The following is a 20,020-nucleotide window of genomic DNA, read 5'->3' on the forward strand; positions in this document are numbered from 1 at the left end:
ACGGTGGGTTCATGGCGCAGTTCGTGGACTGGGATCTGGCCGCCGCTACCGCGGGGGCGTTGAGCAAGTCTGGCCCCCGCGTGTCGTACGCCGAAGCCACCGACGTGGTCGGCGACCTGCGCCGGCTGACCGACGAGGCGGCCGGGCACGTGGCCGACTACACGGGCCTGCGGGCGCAGGTGTCGCACCCACCGGTGCGGGTGGTCGATCGCCGTGACTGGGCCGCGACGAACATCGCCGGCCTCCGTGAGGTGATCACCCCACTGATGAGTCGGCTCTCCGGCGACAAGCAACCGGGCGCGTTGACCGAGGCGATCGGTTCCCGCCTGACCGGAGTGCAGGCCGGCACGGTGCTGGCCTACCTCTCCGGGCGGGTGCTCGGGCAGTACGAGGTCTTCTCGGCTGAGCCGGGCCAGTTGCTGCTGGTCGCGCCGAACATCGTCGAGGTGGAGCGCAAGCTCGGCGCCGATCCTCGGGACTTCCGGCTCTGGGTGTGTCTGCACGAGGTCACCCACCGCACCCAGTTCACGGCCGTGCCGTGGATGCGGGCCTACTTCCTCAGCGAGGTGCAGGCGTTCGTCGACGCCTCGTCCAGCGGCAGCGAGCACCTCGTCGAGCGGTTGCGGCGTGGTGTGGCCACGTTGTCCGAGGCGGTCCGTGACCAGGACAGCCGCACCAGCGTGCTGGACATCGTGCAGACCCCGGCGCAGCGGGCCGTCCTGGACCGGCTCACCGCGTTGATGACCCTGCTGGAGGGGCACGCCGAGTTCGTGATGGACGGCGTCGGCCCGCAGGTGATCCCGAGCGTGGAGCGGATCCGGGCGTCGTTCAACCGACGCCGGGAGGCGGGCAACCCGCTGGAGAAGGCGATCCGCCGGCTGCTCGGCGTGGACGTCAAGATGCGCCAGTACGCCGAGGGGCGCAAGTTCGTGCACGGGGTGGTGGAACGCGTCGGCATGGACGGCTTCAACTCGATCTTCAACTCGCCGCTGACCCTGCCTCGACTCTCGGAGCTGGGCGACCCGGACGCCTGGGTCGCCCGGGTGCACGGCTCGGCCGGCACCATCCCGGCCGCTGGCTGACCACCCGCCGGTGGCCGCGCTCGCTCCGCCGGTGGCCGCCGTCCGGGTGGCGGTCCGCCGCGCCCTGACCGGCCTGCCGTCCGGCGGTCCGGTGCTGGTCGGCTGTTCGGGGGGCGCCGACTCGCTCGCGCTCGCGGCGGCCACCGTGTTCGTGGCGCCCCGGCTGGGCCGCACCGCGGCGCTCGTCAGCGTCGACCACGGCCTGCAGGACGGTTCCGCCGAGCGTGCCGAGGCGGTGGCCGCCTGGGGGCGGGAGGTCGGGTTCGCGTCGGCGACGGTGGTCCGGGTGGAGGTAGCCGGGCGTCCCGGCGGGCCGGAGGCCGCTGCCCGCGAGGCCCGCTACCAGGCGCTGACCGAGGTGGCGCGGCAGCAGAACGCCGTCGCGGTGCTCACCGGGCACACCCGCGACGACCAGGCGGAGACGGTGCTGCTCGCGCTCGCCCGGGGCGCCGGCCCCCGAGGGCTGGCCGGGATGCCCGCCCGGCGGGATCTGGGCGGGGTGCCGCTGCTGCGCCCGCTGCTGGAGATCGGTCGGGAGCAGACACGCGCCGCCTGCGTCGCGCTCGGTCTGACTCCGTGGCAGGACCCGCACAACACCGACCCGTCGTACGCCCGGTCGCGGGTGCGGGCCGACCTGCTGCCGGCGCTGGTGCGGGCGCTCGGCCCGGGTGTGGTGGACAACCTGGCGCGTACCGCCCGGCTGGTGGCCGCCGACAACGCCGCGCTCGACGAGTTGGCCGGGACGGCGCTGGCGGCGGCCCGGCGCCCCGACGACGCGCTGTCCGTGCCGGCGCTGCTCGGCCTGGCCCCCGCCGTACGCGGCCGGGTGTTGCACTCCTGGGCCCGCGAGCTGGGCGCGCTGCCCGGTGCCCTGTCGCACCGGCACGTCGCTGCTCTGGACGCCCTGGTGACGGATTGGCACGGTCAGGGCCCGACCGACCTGCCCGGCGGCATCCGGGTGCTTCGCCGGGCCGACCGGCTGGCCCCCGTCGTCGTCGGCTGAGACCCTGGCTCAGCCGCTGTGTGCCCGGTCCCGGAAGGTGGTCCGGTAGCTGTGCGGGGTGGCGCCGACCCGGCGGGTGAAGTGGTGGCGCAACGCGGCGGCGTCGCCGAAGCCGGACTGGTCGGCGACCGCCTCCACGCTCAACGGGGTCTCCTCAAGCAGCCGCCGGGCGAGCAGCACCCGCTGGTTGGTGAGCCAGTCGTGCGGGGTGGTGCCGGTCTCGGCGCGGAACCGGCGGGCGAACGTGCGGGGCGCCATGCCGGCGCGGGCCGCCAACTCCTCCACGGTGATCGACCGGTCCAGGTGGCCCATCAGCCACTCCAGCACCGGCTCCAGGGTCGGGGCCTCGGGCGCCCTTGGGATGGGCGCCTCCACGTACTGGGACTGGCCGCCGTCGCGATGCGGCGGGACCACCATCCGCCGGGCCAGCCGGGTCGCGGTGGCCGAACCGTGCTCCTGGCGGATCAGGTGCAGGCACGCGTCGATGCCGGCCGCCGTGCCGGCGCTGGTGAGCAGCCGACCGTCCTGGACGTAGAGCGAGTTGCAGCGCACCCGGGCGCGCGGGTGTCGCCGTTGCAGCTCGTCCACGTACCGCCAGTGGGTCGTGCACTCGCGGTCGTCGAGGAGCCCGGCCTCGCCGAGCAGGAAGGCTCCGGAGCAGACGCTGAAGAGGTGCGCGCCGCGGGCGTCGGCCCGGCGTAGCGCGTCCAGCACCGGCCCGGGGACGCTTGTGCCCTGGCTGTGCGCGGGGATGGCCACCAGGTCGGCCTCGTCGACCGGGCCGAGGTCCGCGTGTGGGGTGAGGTGGAAGCCGGACGAGGTACGCACCGGAGCGCCGTCCGGGCTGCACACCTGGAAGCGGTAGGCGGGGAAGTCGTCAGCCGTGCGGTCGGTGCCGAACACCTCGGCGAGCACGCCGAGCTCGAAGGGCGCGACCTGATCGAGGGCGAGTACGGCAACCGAACGCAGCATGTGACGAGGGTAACCCGACAGGTGGCAGGAAATCGATGACCAATGGCATTCCTGCCACTGTCCGGTCGGTTCGAGTGGGCGCAGACTTGTCTCAGTCCGGTGCGCACCGGCGGCGAAACCGACAGCAACCATGCGAAAGTGAGCGCCGCCATGGAGTTCCTGCTCTTCCTCCTGTTCCTCGTCCTGCTTGTCGCCGCCTCGGCCGCCGGGCTCACCGCCGACAGCCACGATTCGGCCGACTGGAAGCCAAGCGACGGTGGTCGTCGCTGGCGGTCCCGCACCAACTGATGTGTTAAGCGTTGTTTGCCCAGAAAATCCTCGGCGGGACCGCGCCAAAAGGTGCGGCCCCGCCGACGGAGGCCATCCGACGTACGGCAGGCTAGGAGTCATGGCTGACGGCTCCTGGTACGACGCCGACATCGACCACGTGATCATTTCTGAGGCGCAGATCCGCGAGAAGACGGCGGAGCTGGCCAAGCAGGTCTCCGCCGACTACGCCCACGTGGGCGACGGGCTGCTGCTGGTGTGCGTACTCAAGGGCGCGGTGATGTTCATGGCCGACTTCGCCCGGGCGCTGGGCCGTAACGGCCCGCCGGCGGAGCTCGACTTCATGGCCATCTCGTCCTACGGCCAGGGCACGACCTCCTCCGGGGTCGTCCGCATCCTGAAGGACCTGGACCGCGACATCGCCGGTCGGCACGTGGTCGTCGTCGAGGACATCGTCGACTCCGGGCTCACGCTCTCCTGGCTGCTGCGCTACCTCGAGTCGCGCTCGGCGGCGAGCGTCGAGGTGGTCGCCCTGTTCCGCAAGCCGGACGCGGTGAAGGTGCCGGTCGGAGTGAAGTACGTCGGCTTCGACATCCCCACCGAGTTCGTGGTCGGGTACGGCCTCGACTTCGGTGAGCGCTACCGGGAGCTGCCGTACGTCGGGGTGCTCAAGCCCGAGGTCTACGCCCGCTCCTGACGACGGGCCCGAACCCGGGCTGGCCCATCGCCCGGCATGAGCCCGACTCGCATCGGCATTCATCAAGCCGACGTTCAGCGCGCTCTCAGCTGATGCGGTTACCGTGTACCACGGTGGCCCGGAGGTTACTCCGCGCTCGAACCCCTCGATCGCGTGACCGGCGCTCGGGTGGCCGAGCCGGACTCCCCGCCACGCCGGCTTCCACCCGGGCTCGCCGTACGTTGGCTGCGGGGCTGGTGGGCCTGCCCATGGTGCGTGTCGTCGATGTCGAAGGCGCGCCGAGTGTGCGGGCTCGCAGGTTCGCTGTTGGCGTACCCGGTCTTTCGAAGGTGCACGACTGCGGGGCTCGCAAGCTCACTCCTCGCGTACACCGCTGTGATTGTGTATGACTGCGGGGCTCGCAAGCTCACTCCTCGCGTACACGGTGTACCGTCGAATGACCGCGGCGCGGCAGTTTTCGCGCCTCGGGGTCGAGGCCGGCCCGCACGGCGGCTCCGGCCGCCGCTCACCGCGGCGACACCATCAGACGGTCAGGACGTCGATCAGGAGGATGCGGGCGCCCCGGCGCTCGACAACAGTATGGAACGTACGCGTTTCTTCCGCCGACCGGTGGTCTGGATCATCCTGGTCATCCTCGGCGCCGTTGTGCTCAGTCAACTGTTCACCAGTGGTCCCAGCTACCACCGGGTGGACACTTCCGTTGCGCTCGATCAGCTGCACACCGCCAAGATCAACAAGGCGGTCTTCCAGGACAAGGAGCAGACGCTCCAACTTGACCTGGCCCAGAAGACCAAGTTCGGCAAGACCGAGACCAACAAGATCGAGGCCCAGTTCCCGTACCAGGCTGGCGACCAGATCTGGAACGAGGTGCTGGACGCCAAGGCGGCCAACCGGGTGACCGGCCCGGCCGACACCAAGGTCTCCTCGGACAGCATCTGGGTGAGCCTGCTTGTCAACCTGCTGCCGATCGCGCTGCTCGTGCTTCTGCTGCTGTTCTTCATGTCGCAGATGCAGGGCGGCGGCTCCCGGGTGCTCAACTTCGGCAAGTCCAAGGCCAAGATGATCACCAAGGACACCCCGAAGACGACCTTCGCGGACGTCGCGGGTGCCGAGGAGGCCGTCGAGGAGCTGCACGAGATCAAGGACTTCCTGCAGAACCCGGCGAAGTACCAGGCCCTGGGCGCCAAGATCCCGAAGGGCGTGCTGCTGTTCGGCCCGCCCGGCACCGGCAAGACGCTGCTGGCCCGCGCGGTCGCCGGCGAGGCCGGCGTGCCCTTCTACTCCATCTCCGGCTCCGACTTCGTGGAGATGTTCGTCGGTGTCGGCGCCAGCCGGGTCCGCGACCTGTTCGAGCAGGCCAAGACGAACGCCCCGGCGATCGTCTTCGTCGACGAGATCGACGCCGTCGGCCGGCACCGTGGCGCCGGCATGGGCGGCGGCCACGACGAGCGGGAGCAGACGCTCAACCAGCTGCTCGTCGAGATGGACGGCTTCGACACCAAGGGCGGGGTCATCCTGATCGCCGCCACCAACCGGCCGGACATCCTCGACCCGGCGCTGCTGCGCCCGGGCCGGTTCGACCGGCAGATCCCGGTGGACGCCCCCGACATGGAGGGCCGCAAGGCCATCCTGCGGGTGCACGCCAAGGGCAAGCCGTTCACCCCCGACGTCGACCTCGACTCGGTGGCACGGCGTACCCCGGGCTTCAGCGGCGCCGACCTGGCCAACGTGATCAACGAGTCGGCCCTGCTGACCGCCCGTAAGGAGCAGCGGGCGATCTCCAACGACTCGCTCGAAGAGTCGATCGACCGGGTCATCGCCGGTCCGCAGCGACGGACCCGCGTGATGAGCGACCAGGAAAAGAAGATCACCGCGTACCACGAGGGTGGGCACGCGCTCGTCGCCTGGGCGCTGCCGCACGCCGCGCCGGTGCACAAGGTGACGATCCTGTCCCGTGGTCGCTCGCTGGGCCACACCCTGGTGCTCCCGACCGAAGACAAGTACACCCAGACCCGCGCAGAAATGATCGACACCCTGGCGTACGCGCTCGGCGGTCGGGCCGCCGAGGAGCTGGTCTTCCACGAGCCGACCACCGGTGCCGGCAACGACATCGAGAAGGCCACCCAACTGGCCCGCGCGATGATCACCCAGTACGGCATGAGCTCCAAGCTCGGCGCGATCAAGTACGGCACCAGCGGGGACGAGCCGTTCCTCGGCCGCAACATGGGCCACGAGCGGGACTACTCGGACTCGGTGGCCGCCGAGATCGACGGCGAGATGCGGGCCCTGGTCGAGCTGGCGCACGACGAGGCCTGGGAGATCCTGGTGGAATACCGGGACGTCCTGGACAACATCGTGCTCGAGCTGATGGAGAAGGAGACCCTCTCCACGGCCGACATGGCGCGGATCTGCTCCCGGGTGGTCAAGCGTCCGCCGCTGGCGCCGTACAACGGCTTCGGCAAGCGCCAGCCGTCCACCGAGCCGCCCGTGCTCACCCCTGCGGAGAAGGACAAGCTCAAGGCGCAGGCCCAGGCTGACGGCGCGCAGGCGTCGGTCGGTGGCGGGGCATCGTCCAACAACTCGGACGGCACGCACTGAGCAACGACCCGACGGCCAGCTCCCCGCACCGGGAGCTGGCCGTCTCCGCGACCGAACCCGACGGCGACGACGAGCTGGACTACGTCGCCGCGCGGCTGATCAGCGGCAAGCTGACCGGCCGCCCCGTCGAGGACGCCGTCGACCTCGGCCGGATCGAGAAGGCCGTCCGCGAGATCCTGATCGCGGTCGGCGAGGACCCGGACCGCGACGGGCTCCAGCAGACCCCGGCCCGGGTCGCCCGCGCGTACGCCGAGCTCTTCGCCGGCCTTCGGGTCGACCCGGCCCAGGTGCTCAGCACCACCTTCGAGGCCAACCACGAAGAGCTGGTCATCGTCCGGGACATCGACGTGATGAGCCTCTGTGAGCATCACCTGCTGCCCTTCCGGGGCAGCGCGCACATCGGCTACATCCCGGGCCCCGACGGGCGGATCACCGGCCTGTCGAAGCTGGCCCGACTCGTCGAGGTCTTCGCCCGCCGGCCGCAGGTGCAGGAGCGGCTCACCTCCCAGGTCGCCGACCTGCTGATGAGCAAACTCGCACCACGCGGCGTCGTCGTCGTGCTCGAGTGCGAGCACATGTGCATGGCGATGCGCGGCATCCAGAAGTCCGGTGCCAAGACCATCACGTCGGCCGTACGCGGCATCCTGCAGACGGACTCCAAGTCGCGGGCCGAGGCGATGGCGCTGATCATCCCCCGCTGATCAGCCCGCCAGCAGGGCCAGCAGCAGGCCGGCCGTGGCCAGCACCGCCGGCACCAGACACACCAACGCGCCGAAGCGCACCGTACGCTCCAACCGCTCGGCGGGGCCGACCCGGAACAACCGCCCGATCCCGATCCAGCCGGCCACGAACGCGACCGCCGGCATCGGTAGCCCGCAGATCAGCGCCGCCACACTTGCCGGTCCCACCCCCGTCGTCGCCAGAACCACGACCTGGATCAACGGCACCAGCAGCGCGAACGGCCCGTACACCAGGAGGTTGCGGGGTCGCGCGGGCCAGGACCCCGGCCGAAACCCGCGGCGTGCCGCCAGCGCTGCGTCGGCGGCCTCGGCCCAGCCTCGCCCGGCCCGCAACGCCGCCAGCACGGCCGCCGGACCACCCGCCATCGACCGGGCCGCCTCGGTCAGCTCCGGTGGCGACGGCACCAGGGAGATCGCCGGTACGCCCAACTCACGCAGCCGTTCCTGCTGACTCGCCAACCCGGTACGGACCACCGTCAGCTCCTCCCGGGCGGCCTCCGCCGACCGGGCCTGCTCACCGGCGGCGGCGGACGCGCTACGGCGTACCCCGTCCAACTGGCGGGCGGCCGCAAGATACTCCACCCAGGCCGCGCCGGGCCCGGCCGACGGCAGGTTGGCGTCCCCGGTCGCCGCAGCGGCCCGCTGCCGCCCCGGCCCGGTCGCCGTCGCGTTCGGACTCACCTCGACACCCTCCACGCGCGCCACCCGATCAGCCGGCCTCGTCGGCGAACGGCACCAGGACTGTGCCCCGCTCGTCCGGGCCGTCCCAGAGCACCGCCCGGTCGGGGCGCGTCTGCCACTCGACCGGCCGACCGAAGACCGCGGTGAGCTGCGCGACCGGCACGTCGAGCACCGCCACCGCGGCCAGCTTGTCGACCTCGCCCGCCGGCTCGAACAACGCGGCGAACGGCGGCACCGCCCGCCACCAGCCCAACAGGTGTCTCCCCGCCGGAGGCCCGTCCCGCAGGAGTGACCGCAGTCGGTCCACCGGCAGCTCCCGAGGACCCGGCCGGTCCAGCCCGAACACCACCAGATACGTCGGCAGTTCGTCGGCCTCGTCCGCGAGCAGCGTGGGCAGATCCATCATCTCGGCCGAATGCCGGGTCGCCAACTCGGCCGTCAACGCCTCCGCCAACGCCCGGGCACCCGGGTCCGGTGCCGCCACCAGGAAGCGGGCGCCGCCCGGTGGGTGGTGAGCCGCAGTGCTCCGCGCCGCCGTCGCCAACAGCCCGCCCGCGGCGGTGCCCGAGCCCAGCACCGCGAGGTTGCGTCCAGCGGCCGGCCCCAACGGCACGGCGACAGTCGAGCGGGCCACGCCCACCGCCCGGCCCAGCAGAGCGGCCGGCCCGTGCGCCTGCCCCGTCATGGCCGCCCGGTGGCGCGGATCGTTGCCGAGCAGTGGCCGGGCCCAACCCGCGAAGACCACCGGCGGCACCGACCCGGACGGTCGGGCCTCCCACAACTCGTGCCGCAGCTCCGCCACGACCTCCGGATGGTCCTGCGGGTCCGGGTGGCGGATCAACCGTTCGTGACCCCGGATCGCACCCCGAGGGCCGCCCAGCCCGCCAGCCGTGTTCACCACCGCGCTGCCCACCGGCAGACCGGCCGCCGAGTCGTTCGTCGGTTCCAGCACCGGACTGCCTCCCGGCAGCGCCACCCGAACCGGAAACTGCCCGAGCACCGAATCCCGATGACCGGCATCGGCACGGGTGCTCAACCCCAGCTCGCCCGCGCCGGCCAACACCAGGTGCACGCCGTACGCCCGACCGGCGCGGGCCAGACCATCCAGACTCGCCGCCACCTCGGTGGCCAGCCGGTCCCGCTCAGCGAAGAGCAGCGGCACATTGTCCACCACACAGACGATCCGTGGCAGCGGCTGGTGCTGACGCAACTCCGCGAAGCGTTGCCCGCCGGCCCGCGCGCCCGCCTCGGCACGCCGCTGAACCTCGGCCGTCAACTCCTCGAGCAGATCCCGCACGTACTCCCGGTCCGCTGCCATCGCGGCCGCGCGCACCTGCGGAACCCACGACCGGTCCCGCTCGGTCTGCAAAAACTCCACGAAGGACTCGCCGTCGCCGAGATCCGCCAGGTAGAACGCCAGATCGTCCGGGCTGTACCGGGCGGCCAGGCCGAGCAGCGCGGTGGTCAGGAACGCCGCACGGCCCGCTGCGGACCGGCCACTCACCAGCCAGTGCGGGGTCAACTCGGTGAAGCCCAACGGCACCGACCGGCCCCCGGCATCGCCGACCGTCGTGGTCAACCCGTCGGCCGAGTCCGACTCCCACAGCCGCTCACCAGTCGGCGGAAGCAGAGCACCCAACGCCAACCGGGAACCCGCCTCCACCTGCTCGGCGAGCCGCCGACAGACCGTATCGACAAGCTCCGCCGGCGGATCCGACTCGACGAAGACCGGCGAGTTCAGACCGCCCGGCGGGTCAGCGCCCGGCCCGGCGAACGACGCCCCCGGCGGGTCACCGAGCAGCGCGTACGAATTACGCAGCGCCAGCGGCGTGGTGCGCGGCAGCGGTGCCCGGGCCGAGTACGGGCCGGCCGGAGGCCAACCCGCCACCACCAGGTGCAGAGCAGCGGCCGGCCCCTGCTCGGCCAACGCCTCGATCCGCGCCAGGTCGGTCGAGCTGGTCGACTCCGGCAACGCGGCCACCACCAGCAACAACGTCCGATCGTGCCGCCGCCGCCGCCCGCTCGCACCCGGTGTGACCCACTGCTCCGCCTCGGTCAACACCGCACGCAGACCCGCCACGTCCACCGCTGGCGGCGGCAGCAGACCAGCGTCCGCGAGGGCCCCGAACGGCGTCAACGCCGCCCCGGTGGCATCCACCGCGCGAACCAGCAGCGAACCCGCCGGTGCCGCACCCAACAACCGCAGGAGTACGGCCCGGAGCAACCCCGCCACCCGAAGCTCCCGAGCGTCAGCGTCCACGCTGAGGTGACCGGTGCCGACCAGAGGCACCAGCGCGGGGAAGCGAGCGTCATCCAACGGCGCCGCAGTGCCGACCCGAACGAACAGCGGCGGACCATCACCCGCCGGCGAGTCCACGGTGAGCGAGTCCAGTGCCGCGCCAGACCAACCCGGAGCCACCATCGCGGCAGCCGTCCGGAGCCGATCGGCCACCTCGTACTGACGGCGCTGGTCAGCCGGAGCCGGCCGCGTCTCGTCCAGGATCCCGGCAGCTGCGGTCGCGACGGCCGTAGCCCGACGATGCAGGGCTGCGGCGCGGTTCGTGCGAGCCTTCGGACCGGCCACCGCGTCCACCCCCTCTGCCCGAGGTTGGCAACCCCTCCCCAAGCAGAGACGGTATCCCAGCCGAGGGCGCACCCCCGGGAGGTGCCCCGGCGCTGCGCCGGTGTTGTCGTGGATCTCACCAGCGGAGAGGGGTCCGTCACGATCCGCTGGATCTGAGGCATTGGCTCCGGAGCGTCCAGCCGATAACTTCAGGAGGTGGAATCAGTGCAGCCCCCCGCCGGTTCCCAGGTCTCCCGCGTACCGGCCCAGCGGACACCGTCCGAGCAGCTGCCGCCCGCCCCGGCCACGCCGGCACCGCAGCCGCCCCGCCGTCGGATGCGGACGGTGCTCACGGTCGTCGCTGGCGTGCTGGCCCTGCTCTGCCTCGGCGGGGTTTCAACGGCCTACGTCTGGTACAACCGCGCCTCGACGCCCGACCGCAGTGCTCCTGATGTGGTCGTGGACAACTATCTGCGCGCGTTCCTCGTGGATCGCAATGACACAAGAGCTGGCCTCTTCACATGCGAGAGCCTGGCAGACCTGCAGGTTGTTCGGGACCTGAGAGATGAAATTGAGCAGAGAGAGGCCGCGTTCGGGGTCACTGTGCGAATCAGTTGGGGCGCACTGATCCGCACGCCCTCTGCTGACGGAGAGTCGGTCAGCACCACGCTGACCATTTCCGGGTCCGCCGAGGGCGTGGTCCGGAGCAGTCGCCGAGAGGATTGGACGTTCACCGTCATCGAGGATGACGACGGTTGGCGGGTATGTGGCGGCATGCAGGCTAGCTGACGTTACTCAATCCACAAGAGGTGAACCGGCACCTCCAGTGTGGTGGGGGACTGGCCACGCCAGGCCCAGCGGTACCACTCGACCTCCGGTGTGATTCGCACGCAGATGTCGCCTTCGGCACCCGAGTAGGTCTCGGTGACCGCTCGAAGGTCGCGGTGCTCCAGCCCGCCCTCGACGTGCACCACCCGCCGCCCGGTTACCGCGTCCGCTTCAAAGACCGGTGTCGGGGCGGGGTGTGCGGGACCGTCCAGCGACACCAATCGGATGCCCGTGTGAACGCTGTCCGCTTGCGGTCGGCTGCCGACGGTTTCCACCCACACCCGTTCGACCGGGACCAGCGGTGCGAACACCTCGACCTGTTCGGCCTCCGCCCGGTACCACTCGTGCTCGGGGATCACCGGCACGTAGGTCCGGGCGCTCTGCACCACCCGGTCGTCCGCGCGCAGGTCGCCGCGCCAACCCATTCCTGGCAGCCCGACCAGCACCCGCTGTCCGCGTAGTTCGACCCGCTCGGTCGCGGGAACGATGGCCAGCGGCCGCGGCGGCTGCGGTGCCCAGTCGGGATGGTCGGCGAACGGGTCGGGCATCGGTCCGGTCATACCCGTGGTGCCCTCACTCGGCGGCGCGCAGCGGGGCACCCCGCTCGCGCATGAAGGGGACCGGGTTCACCGCGCCTGAGGCGCTGCGGTTGCTGCGCAGGTGTACCTCGAAGTGCAGGTGTGGGCCGGAAGAGTTGCCACTGCTGCCGACCTTCCCGATCACCTGACCGGCCGTGACGATCTGATCTTTCTTGACGAAGGGCTGCACCACCATGTGGCAGTACCGGGTGATGTAGCCCCCGGCGTGCAGGAGATCGACGAACCAGCCGCAGCCCCCCTTGCCGGGGAACCCGTCCACGTTGCAGTCCTGTCGGCCGCGGTGGTCCTCGTCGCAGGTCGAGACCAGTACTCGACCGGTGGCTGCGGCGCGGATCTCGGTGCCCTTGGCCGCGCCGATGTCGACCCCGTTGTGGCTGGGCCGGCTGGCGGTGCGAAAGCCGGAGCCGACTCCGCCGGGGATCGGCGCGGTCCAACCGGAGGCGGCGATCTTGCCGCGCTCGGCCGCGTTGCACACCGCCTTACCGTTGATCTCGACGGTGCGAGCGGCGCCACCGGCCAATGCGTCCACGAGCCGGCTGGCCATCTCTTCGTGTTTGGCGTACGCGTCCGGGTATGCGCTGATCTGAACCCGCTGCGCGACCACGGTGAGCGGACGGCCCTCCCAGCTCTCTACCTTGACGAGCTTCTCGTAGAACTTGCGGGCCGCATAGGCGGGGGTCAACCGTTCGGCGACGGTGCCCCACCCCGGCCGCTGCTGGAACAGGCCCAGTGAGTCGTGGTCCGCGCCAACGCCCTCGTGCGGCAGGGCCAGGGACTCGGACACCCCACTGTTCGCCAGGTTGCGCAGGGCGGACTCCTGCATCGCGGTGGCGAGCGCGACCACCCAGCCCCGGGAGGGCACGCGCATGTCCTGGCCGACCTTGATGATGATCGCGGCATTGCGAACCTGGGTGTCGCCGTACTCGGTGAACCGCGGCAGCTTGCCTGCGATGTTCACCGCTCGGACCGGCCCGCACTCCATGCTTGCCATGGCGTCGCCGTTCTCGGCGTCGTCGCCGCCGAGCCCGGTGAGGAAGAACGCCGCAGTCCCGCCGGTACAGCAGAGCAGGAGCAGCACCCCGGTGACCACCGAAGCGATCACACCGAGCCGGAGAGGCCGGCGGCGGGTTCGGGCGCTACCAATGTCGTTCATGGCCGCTCCCAGTCCAGAACGTCGACCAGCCAACCATCGTCGGAGGTGACCAGCTCCAGCCGGAGCCCACCGGCATCAAGGGGAAGTAGCAACTCGACGAACGTTTCGGTCCGCTCTCGCATGGCTGCCGGACCGGTGACCTTCTCGGCGGGCACGCTCGCGGGCTCGGCACCGCTCAACTTCTCCCTGAGCGCCGGCGTGATGAGTGGCCGTAGGCCAGCCTGCCACTCTTCAGTGGTCATCCCCGAGCGGCCCAGCCAGGCCTTCGCGAAGCGGTCCGCCGTCTGTTCCGGCGTGCGGGCGCCTGGCGACGTCACGGGTGACGGCGGGGCCGCGCTGTTGAGTAGACCGTCGTCGCCGGCCGTCGGGTCCACGGTGATGATCGGTCCATCCGGACGGCTGCTCAACCCGTCGGCGGAGTCGACCGGGCTGGACACCAGCCGGGCGGCCCCGAGCACGCCGACGACCACCACCCCGATCGCTAGCGCAATGCCCAGCCGGGACCGCAGCGCCCGGGTGAAGAGGAACTCCAACGCCCGTCGCATGACCGTCACCTCGCCTCGGAGCGCACCCGAGGTCCGGTGCGATCCGGTGCTCGCTCGGTGGATCCCGGGCGGTAGACCACGAACGACGGGTTCTCAGCCGGTACATCCGGCTCGGTCCAGGTCGCCGGCGCTCGACGTCGGGGCTGCGGAGCGACCGGGCGGCTGCGACCCTTGCTCTCCTCTGCCGGTGCCTCGTCGGGTCGCTCTCGACCGTCGGGGCGTACCGCGTCTCGCCTGCTCTCGGCAGCGGCGGCTGACACCGGGACCGGATCCTCCCGCCGCGCCTCCGGACGTAGCCGCGTCTGCTCGGCATCGGGTGACCGTCGACGTCCGCCTATCGGTTCGGCGGTGCCGCCCGGCTCGGCCACGTCCAGCCGAGCGGCGGTCCGCATGTCGCGGAAGAACCGGCGGTGCCAGGACCCCGCCGAGCTGACTGCTTCGCTGCTGTCCTTGCCGCCGAGTTGGGTGATCCGCCGGTACGGCCGCAGCAGCAGCCATCCGACCACCCCGCAGAGCCAGACCAGCACCACCTGAAGCCAACCCGGTAGGGCGGGGGTGCTCATGATCAGGTCGACGGCGAACAGATAGATCGCGGCCCCGGTGCCGAAGATGGCGATGTTGAACACGGCGGCGACCACGGCATTGGCCAGCCGGCGCAGCCCGGCGCTAGCCGGACGAAGGAGACCAATCGTGCCGAGAATCGGTGCAGCGATAACTGCCCACCGGAAGATCAGGAACCCAAGCAGTACCAGTACCGAAGCGGTGAGGTCGAACATTGCGAAGAGCACTGCCGCGAGAACAGCGATGAAACCAGAGCCGATACGGTCCATGTCTCGGGTGCCCGTCAGGAACTCGTACGCCTCCGGGTCCTCGGTCTTGATCTGCTCCGCAACCGTCATCCACTGCTGCTGCTTGGCCTCAATCGTTCCTGGCCGGGTGGCCGGGTTTGCCCGCAGCTTCTCGGCTTCCTCCCAGGAGAACGACTTAGCGTCGTAGAGGGCAGGGCCGTACTTGCGGGCGGTCTCGCTATCCGCGGAGCCGAGCACTCCACGTAACCAGTTGCGGTAGAGCATCGCCTCTGTGGCGGTGTCACTGGCCCGGACAGCCGGCGGCCGGTTGTCCTTGCAGGCCTTAGGATCCGGATCGTCGCACAGGTCCGGTGGGGTGTCCTTGGAAGCCGGACCTATAGCGTCGTGCACGACACCAAGTGACGTGATCAGGGTGCCGTCGGCGATGTTCGCCGACTTGACCGGCCAGGCTGCCAACGCGGTGACTGCCACCATCACCAGTAGTGCCCACCCTGCCGTCGTCATCGCATTGCTCATGTCCGACTGGCGGGAGCGCCAGAGCAGGTAGAGGCCCACCACGCAGAGCGTCACTATCCCGAAGACGCTGAAGACCTTCTGGTAAACCGCCTTGGTGGCCTTCTCCACCAGTGGGTCGGCCCAATCCCACATAGAGCGGGGATCCCAGGCTCGCTCCCGCAGGGCGTTCGAGGCGCCTACGACAGCCGTGGCGATCATCAGCTCGCCGTTGGCGACCGTGGTCGTGAACTTGTAGTCCGGATGGAGGATGGTGGAGGCGCACCCGCCGTCGACGTCATAGGTGTTGTAACCGTAACCGCCGTAGCCGTAGTCGCTGTAGATGCCTTTTGGCCCCGGCAGCTTCGACGAATCCGGACGAGATGCGAACCAACCAGCCAGGCCAGAATCTGGGGCCGACGGTACAGGTGGCTTTCGGCAATCTATTTCCGCTCTACTGACCTGCTTCAGCTTTGCTACGCAGGCGCGGAAGTCGGCTTGCCATTCGGCGGTCGTGCAGAGGTCGGCGCGGGCCTGGGCGGCTGGCGGTGCGGCGGCTGCGGCCTCTGCACCGATCAGCGGCCAGGTGAGGGTGGCCCCGGCCAGTACGCCAAGGGCGAGCAGGAACGAGACGGTCCTTGCCCAGGCCCTAGCCATGTCACGCCTCCAGATCCGGCAGGGGGATGCTCGGCAGGACTCCGGCTGCCGCGGCGATCGCGGCGGGCGTCGTGTCGAGGTGGTCCAGCAGCCCTTCGACGTACGAGACGTCGACTCGGACCTTCTGCACCCGGCCATCGACGTCGCGCATGACGAACTCGCGGAAGCCGAGGCGGGAGGCTGAGTTGGTGTCGGCGGCGGAGAGCGAGGCGAGCGTGGCCTCGTACCCGTCGTTGACCGGCACCCGCAGCAGCCGGAGTGCTTCGGAGGCGATCTCGGTGTCCTCGGCGATGCGGCCGACGAAGACGGTGGAGACGAGGTTCTGTACGTCGAGACCGAGGATGTCGCGGGGGTTCTGGGATGCGACGAGCGCGGCGAGGTTCCACTTGCGGGAGTCGCGGGCGAGTCGTACCAGGAAGGAGCGCCCGGAGCGCCAGCCTTCCATGAAGTGCGCCTCGTCGAGGCCGACGAGCTTGCGGGACGACATCGAGCCGCCGTAGCAGCGCCGGACGGCGAGCCGGTGCGCGGTGTGCAGCATCGGCAGGGCCAGTGCCTCTTCGGCGGACCAGTACTCGCGTTCGATCTTGAGGTCGGGCAACCGCAGCCCGGCCATGGTGATCACGGTGAGTGCCGCGTCGGCACCGAGCAGCCCTTCCGGCGGTCTGCCGAAGAAGAGCATGGCCAGTGGCATCTCGGCGGTGTCCAGCAGCAGGTTGGCCAGTTCCTTGCCGGCGTCGTCGTCGAGCCGCCCGAGGCAGCTGACCACGTCGTCCAGGGTTGAGGTCTCCTCGGCGGGGACCTGGCGTACGGCGTGCCGGAAGAGGGTGGCGGTGGACGCCTCCCTGGCCACCTGCGGTGGAACGAGCATCATGCAGATGTCCTGGACCAGCATCCGCCGCTCGGCCCGGGCGTTGGAGACCGCGATCTCGAACTCCCGGTCGCCGGCGGCCCCGCTGCCGAACTCGGAGCGCAGCGGCGTGGGGATGAGCGAGTAGGGCGCCAGGGTGCCGTGCTCAGAGCCGGTCAGGTTCAACACCCGGGAGTACGGCCGCAGCTCGGGCATCGCGCAGAGGCGGGCCAGCGGGCCGGACGGGTCGAGCAGGGTCACCTGGACACCTCGGCGGGCGGCCAGGTAGCCCAGGGCGCCGAGCAGGGTCGACTTGCCACCGCCCGGTTCGGCGACGAAGACCGCGAGCCCGGAGCGTTCCCGGACCTCCATGGGGAAGTGCAGGTCGAGGAAGACCGGGCGGCGGCAGGTGCCGGCGGTCCGGCCGATCAGGTCGCCCCGCCGGTCGCCCACGTTCGATGCGGCCTGGGGGAGCGCGGCGGCGAGCAACGGCACCGGCATGCGACGGACGTAGCCGGTGTTGGCGATCGGCTCACCGGGGATGAACTCGCGGGCCAGCCAGTCCTGGTTCTTCGGGTGCTGTAGCGAGATGCGCAGCTCCCGGGAGTAGAGCTGGATGAGCCGGCGGGCCCGCTCCAGACACTCCTCCCTGGTCCGGCCGCCGACCGCGATCCGGTGCCAGCCGTGCGCGCGGGCCGAGTCGACCGGCAGACCGGTGGTCATCTCGTCACCGATCACCAGCGCGCGCTTGGCCAGTCGTTCCAGCTCGGGAGGCGCGTCGATGCCGTGTTCGGCGTAGTCGAGCTGTTGCGACCGGATCATCCGCAGCCGGTGTTCGAGATTGCGGAAGGAGTCGTTCGAGCCGAGGATGTCGACGCGGGTGGAGATCTCCATCGGCCAGGGCAGCCGCTCGTGGAAGTGCAGCCAGGGTTCGTGTCGCTCCGGGATCTCCAGTGGCTCCATCCGACCGACGGCGAGCACGGCCACGTGCCGCTCCTCACCGGTCATCCGGTTGACCAGCTTGACCGTCGAGCCGTACGGAGTGCGGTAGCGCTCGACCTGCTCGGTCATGGCGAGCAGGTCGCCGCGTTCCCAGCGCCCGTCGGTGACGGGGGAGAGGGTGCTCGGCGGCGACATGCACAGCGCCACCGAGCGATAGAGCAGCCACTCAAGCTCCTGGGCGGTGACCCGCCGCCCGCGCATGCCGAACGCGCCGAGCACCTCGTCGAACTGTTCGACGGTACGGCCCAGCTTGCGGCGTTCGCCGTCGGCGGTGCCCCGACCGAAGGTGCGCAGCAGCCGTTCGGTGAGCGAGTCGCCGAGGGAACGGCGGGCGAAGGTGACACCCAGGTACGTCTGCCCCTCGGCGTGGTTGACCGCCATCAGGTGTCGTTGGGCGGCGACCAGGTGATCGGCCCAGCCGGTGGTGCCGGGCACGTCGGGCAGCGGCGCGGAGGTGTGGGTGTCGATGGTGCGCGCCCACTCGTCGGCGGGGAACGGCCGGGTGGTGCGGCGCAGGTGCAGTCGGAAGCCGGCCAGTCCGGCGTACTGCTCGGAGATTGCCGACAGCAGCGCCTCGCGCTCGGCGTCCGGCCGGAACGCCCAGCGGACCTCGGGCAGCCAATACCAGGCCGTGACGGTGTTCGGTGTGAAGGTCAGGTGGCCGGCGATCTCGGTGATGGCCAACTCGACCGACGGATCCCGATCGCCGAACTTGATCTTCGGGGCCCGAACCCGGGTCGGCTTGATCGGCCGGTCCGGTCGACTCGTCGTGCGTTGCCGGGGTGCGGCGACCTCCTTGCCGGTGGCCGCGTTGCCGGTGCTCCGGGGTCGCTCCGGGTCGGTGGCCCGCCGCGCCGTGCGCTCGAGAGCTGGCCGATCCGTAGATGTGATCATCGCCGGCTGCTCCGGCGGAGCCGTGGACCGGCTGGCGGTGGCCGTGGGCTGGGGCTGTGTTTGCGGCGCCGGTCGGGCCGCGGGCGTCGCTGAGGGGCGGCCACCCGGCGCGGTGCTGGCGGGCCGGCGGGTGGGGCCGGCGGTCGCGGACGGGTCGGGCTCATCGGACGGACGCAGCAGGGGCCGTCGATCGCCGGCCTGGTGCGGCACCCGGGACTCGCTGGCCGGGTGGCCGCCGCCGTGTCGTGGCTCGACGGGTCGGCCACTGCCGCCTGGCTGGTCGGCGGGTGTCCACGGGGGCTCCAGCTCGGGGGTCGGTCGGGCCGGTGCCGGGCTGGCGGCCTGCGGCTGATGCGGGATGCCCGGCTGCTCGCGGGTGCTCGGGCCGGCGGTGACGGCTCGTGCGGTGCCGGGGCGACCACCGCCACCGAAGAGGTCCAGGAAGGGGGAGTCGATGTCGGCGTTCTCGCCGGCCGACACGGCGGTGGGCTCGGCAGGTGGCGTCCGCCGGGAAACCGGTCGAGGCGCCTGGAACACGCCGACGGCGCCGTGGCCGGGCGACGTCACCAGGGCGGGGTCGAGGGCGACCTCGTCCTCGTCCTCGGTGTAGTCGAACGAGTGCGCTCGGTGACCGGCCGGCACGCCCGGGCGGCCGGCCGGGGAACCCGGCGTGGAGGAGCGGCTCATGCGAGCGCCTCGACGACCGTCGGTTGAACCGTGCCCGCGCCCTGCGCCGAACCGTTCGACATACGTCCGGTCATGCCAGCTCCTCCCGAATCCTGATCCGGCTGCCGACCAGGCGCGGATCGCGCTGCTCGACGGCCGGCTCCCGGGTGCGTCGCCAGTCGGTCAGCGCGGTGCGGATGACCACCCGCGCCGGCCGATCGGGGTCGACGTGCCGGAAGATGAACGACGTGGTCACGATGGCGAGCGCGATCTCCCAGGCTGGGAAGAGCTCGACCGTCAACGTGAACAGCCAGTGGATGAACATGTAGAGGGGGACCAGCAGCATGAAGAGCCCGTACTGGGCGTAGGGCAGGTGGACCGGAAGGGTGTAGCCGGGCGGCCCGAGGTAGACCAGGCGGGCCCGGTAGATGTCGTCGTCGGTGCGCAGCCGCATCTGGTGAACGCGCCTATTCGAAGATCAGGTCGATCAGGTAATCGCCGACGAAGAAGAGTGTTGCCGCCCCGGCGATGAAAGCGAGGCCGACGATGGCGATCGCGGAGCTGGTCAGCACCTTGGAGATCTCGCCTCGGCTGGCACGGCCGATGAAGATGACGCCGAGGACGGCGAGCAGGATCGGCGCGATCTTGCTGGCGAAGAAGGTGACGACACCGTTGGTGTCGATCCCCTTCGGTGCCGGCTCGGCGAGCGGAGCCGACGCCAGGGTGGAGAGCGCGTGGGCGACGCCGGACGACGCCGTCTCCATGAGCTCGAAGGCGATCACTGGAACCTCCCCATAACGCGGCCGGCGATGCCGCGGCGGTGCAATAGGCGAACCTGGCGGGAAAAGTGCTCCACAGGGCGCAGCGTTCTTGACCCTGTGTTCGTTACTCACCACAGAGCGTGGCGAGGTTTGGGCGGTTTTCC

General features: G+C 70.9%; 17 protein-coding genes. 7 read left to right on the forward strand and 10 right to left on the reverse strand.

Features of this window, described 5'->3' with window-relative positions; genetic code table 11:
* Positions 1 to 11 precede the first annotated feature (11 nt).
* A complete protein-coding gene (locus ACWER9_RS03260) occupies positions 12 to 1,082 on the forward strand; it encodes a zinc-dependent metalloprotease (RefSeq protein WP_452300236.1) in 1,071 nt (356 codons plus the stop codon).
* A gap of 10 nt (positions 1,083 to 1,092) precedes the next feature.
* Positions 1,093 to 2,085, forward strand: coding sequence for a tRNA lysidine(34) synthetase TilS (gene tilS / locus ACWER9_RS03265; protein WP_452300237.1), 993 nt, complete (start codon positions 1,093 to 1,095; stop codon positions 2,083 to 2,085).
* A 9-nt stretch (positions 2,086 to 2,094) separates the two neighbouring features.
* Here tilS and ACWER9_RS03270 read toward each other — a convergent pair whose 3' ends face one another.
* Entirely contained in the window at positions 2,095 to 3,057 is a 963-nt protein-coding gene (locus ACWER9_RS03270; RefSeq protein ID WP_452300238.1) for a GlxA family transcriptional regulator, read from the reverse strand.
* Between the two features lie 138 nt (positions 3,058 to 3,195).
* Between ACWER9_RS03270 and ACWER9_RS03275 the strand changes: the two genes are divergently transcribed.
* From ACWER9_RS03275 to folE, 4 genes are all read left to right on the forward strand, one after another.
* The gene (locus ACWER9_RS03275) at positions 3,196 to 3,345 is read left to right on the forward strand and encodes a hypothetical protein (RefSeq protein ID WP_452300300.1); all 150 of its coding nucleotides are present in this window, start codon (positions 3,196 to 3,198) and stop codon (positions 3,343 to 3,345) included.
* A gap of 100 nt (positions 3,346 to 3,445) precedes the next feature.
* Complete coding sequence (gene hpt, locus ACWER9_RS03280; protein WP_124775502.1) at positions 3,446 to 4,021, forward strand: hypoxanthine phosphoribosyltransferase; 576 nt, start codon at positions 3,446 to 3,448, stop codon at positions 4,019 to 4,021.
* A 579-nt stretch (positions 4,022 to 4,600) separates the two neighbouring features.
* Positions 4,601 to 6,619 (forward strand): ATP-dependent zinc metalloprotease FtsH, encoded by a 2,019-nt coding sequence (ftsH, locus tag ACWER9_RS03285; RefSeq protein ID WP_452300239.1) that lies wholly within the window; start codon positions 4,601 to 4,603, stop codon positions 6,617 to 6,619.
* A gap of 35 nt (positions 6,620 to 6,654) precedes the next feature.
* Positions 6,655 to 7,320 (forward strand): GTP cyclohydrolase I FolE, encoded by a 666-nt coding sequence (folE, locus tag ACWER9_RS03290; protein ID WP_030328001.1) that lies wholly within the window; start codon positions 6,655 to 6,657, stop codon positions 7,318 to 7,320.
* On the opposite strand, the gene ACWER9_RS03295 is transcribed toward folE, so the two are convergent.
* Both ACWER9_RS03295 and ACWER9_RS03300 read right to left on the reverse strand, forming a co-directional pair.
* Positions 7,321 to 8,040: a hypothetical protein gene (locus ACWER9_RS03295; protein WP_452300240.1), complete on the reverse strand. Its 720-nt coding sequence runs from the start codon at positions 8,038 to 8,040 to the stop codon at positions 7,321 to 7,323.
* 28 nt (positions 8,041 to 8,068) lie between these two features.
* Positions 8,069 to 10,633, reverse strand: coding sequence for an FtsK/SpoIIIE domain-containing protein (locus ACWER9_RS03300; protein WP_452300241.1), 2,565 nt, complete (start codon positions 10,631 to 10,633; stop codon positions 8,069 to 8,071).
* 195 nt (positions 10,634 to 10,828) lie between these two features.
* On the opposite strand from ACWER9_RS03300, the gene ACWER9_RS03305 reads away from it, so the two are divergent.
* On the forward strand, positions 10,829 to 11,392 hold the full coding sequence (locus ACWER9_RS03305) for a hypothetical protein (RefSeq protein WP_452300297.1): 564 nt from the start codon (positions 10,829 to 10,831) through the stop codon (positions 11,390 to 11,392).
* 2 nt (positions 11,393 to 11,394) lie between these two features.
* On the opposite strand, the gene ACWER9_RS03310 is transcribed toward ACWER9_RS03305, so the two are convergent.
* The 7 genes from ACWER9_RS03310 to ACWER9_RS03340 all read right to left on the reverse strand — a co-directional run bounded on the left by ACWER9_RS03310 (position 11,395) and on the right by ACWER9_RS03340 (position 19,877).
* The gene (locus ACWER9_RS03310; protein ID WP_452300242.1) at positions 11,395 to 11,991 is read right to left on the reverse strand and encodes a hypothetical protein; all 597 of its coding nucleotides are present in this window, start codon (positions 11,989 to 11,991) and stop codon (positions 11,395 to 11,397) included.
* 13 nt (positions 11,992 to 12,004) lie between these two features.
* Positions 12,005 to 13,183, reverse strand: coding sequence for a M23 family metallopeptidase (locus ACWER9_RS03315; RefSeq protein ID WP_452300243.1), 1,179 nt, complete (start codon positions 13,181 to 13,183; stop codon positions 12,005 to 12,007).
* Complete coding sequence (locus ACWER9_RS03320) at positions 13,180 to 13,737, reverse strand: hypothetical protein (RefSeq protein WP_452300244.1); 558 nt, start codon at positions 13,735 to 13,737, stop codon at positions 13,180 to 13,182. The genes ACWER9_RS03315 and ACWER9_RS03320 overlap by 4 nt, the downstream gene beginning before the upstream one ends.
* On the reverse strand, positions 13,734 to 15,686 hold the full coding sequence (locus tag ACWER9_RS03325) for an MFS transporter (protein WP_452300245.1): 1,953 nt from the start codon (positions 15,684 to 15,686) through the stop codon (positions 13,734 to 13,736). Before ACWER9_RS03325 ends, ACWER9_RS03320 begins: the two co-directional genes overlap by 4 nt.
* A gap of 1 nt (position 15,687) precedes the next feature.
* Entirely contained in the window at positions 15,688 to 19,116 is a 3,429-nt protein-coding gene (locus tag ACWER9_RS03330) for an ATP-binding protein (protein WP_452300246.1), read from the reverse strand.
* 70 nt (positions 19,117 to 19,186) lie between these two features.
* Positions 19,187 to 19,549 (reverse strand): hypothetical protein, encoded by a 363-nt coding sequence (locus ACWER9_RS03335; RefSeq protein WP_053654782.1) that lies wholly within the window; start codon positions 19,547 to 19,549, stop codon positions 19,187 to 19,189.
* 13 nt (positions 19,550 to 19,562) lie between these two features.
* Complete coding sequence (locus ACWER9_RS03340) at positions 19,563 to 19,877, reverse strand: hypothetical protein (RefSeq protein ID WP_053654780.1); 315 nt, start codon at positions 19,875 to 19,877, stop codon at positions 19,563 to 19,565.
* Between the last annotated feature and the right edge of the window lie 143 nt (positions 19,878 to 20,020).

The organism is Micromonospora sp. NPDC003944 (assembly GCF_053605225.1).

Coding starts and splice junctions, on each gene's coding strand:
- ACWER9_RS03260 (WP_452300236.1), top strand. CDS start 12: ATGGCGCAGTTCGTGGACTGGGATCTGGCCGCCGCTACCGCGGGGGCG.
- ACWER9_RS03270 (WP_452300238.1), bottom strand. CDS start 3,057: ATGCTGCGTTCGGTTGCCGTACTCGCCCTCGATCAGGTCGCGCCCTTC.
- hpt (WP_124775502.1), top strand. CDS start 3,446: ATGGCTGACGGCTCCTGGTACGACGCCGACATCGACCACGTGATCATT.
- ftsH (WP_452300239.1), top strand. CDS start 4,601: ATGGAACGTACGCGTTTCTTCCGCCGACCGGTGGTCTGGATCATCCTG.
- ACWER9_RS03310 (WP_452300242.1), bottom strand. CDS start 11,991: ATGACCGGACCGATGCCCGACCCGTTCGCCGACCATCCCGACTGGGCA.
- ACWER9_RS03315 (WP_452300243.1), bottom strand. CDS start 13,183: ATGAACGACATTGGTAGCGCCCGAACCCGCCGCCGGCCTCTCCGGCTC.
- ACWER9_RS03325 (WP_452300245.1), bottom strand. CDS start 15,686: ATGGCTAGGGCCTGGGCAAGGACCGTCTCGTTCCTGCTCGCCCTTGGC.
- ACWER9_RS03330 (WP_452300246.1), bottom strand. CDS start 19,116: ATGAGCCGCTCCTCCACGCCGGGTTCCCCGGCCGGCCGCCCGGGCGTG.
- ACWER9_RS03335 (WP_053654782.1), bottom strand. CDS start 19,549: ATGCGGCTGCGCACCGACGACGACATCTACCGGGCCCGCCTGGTCTAC.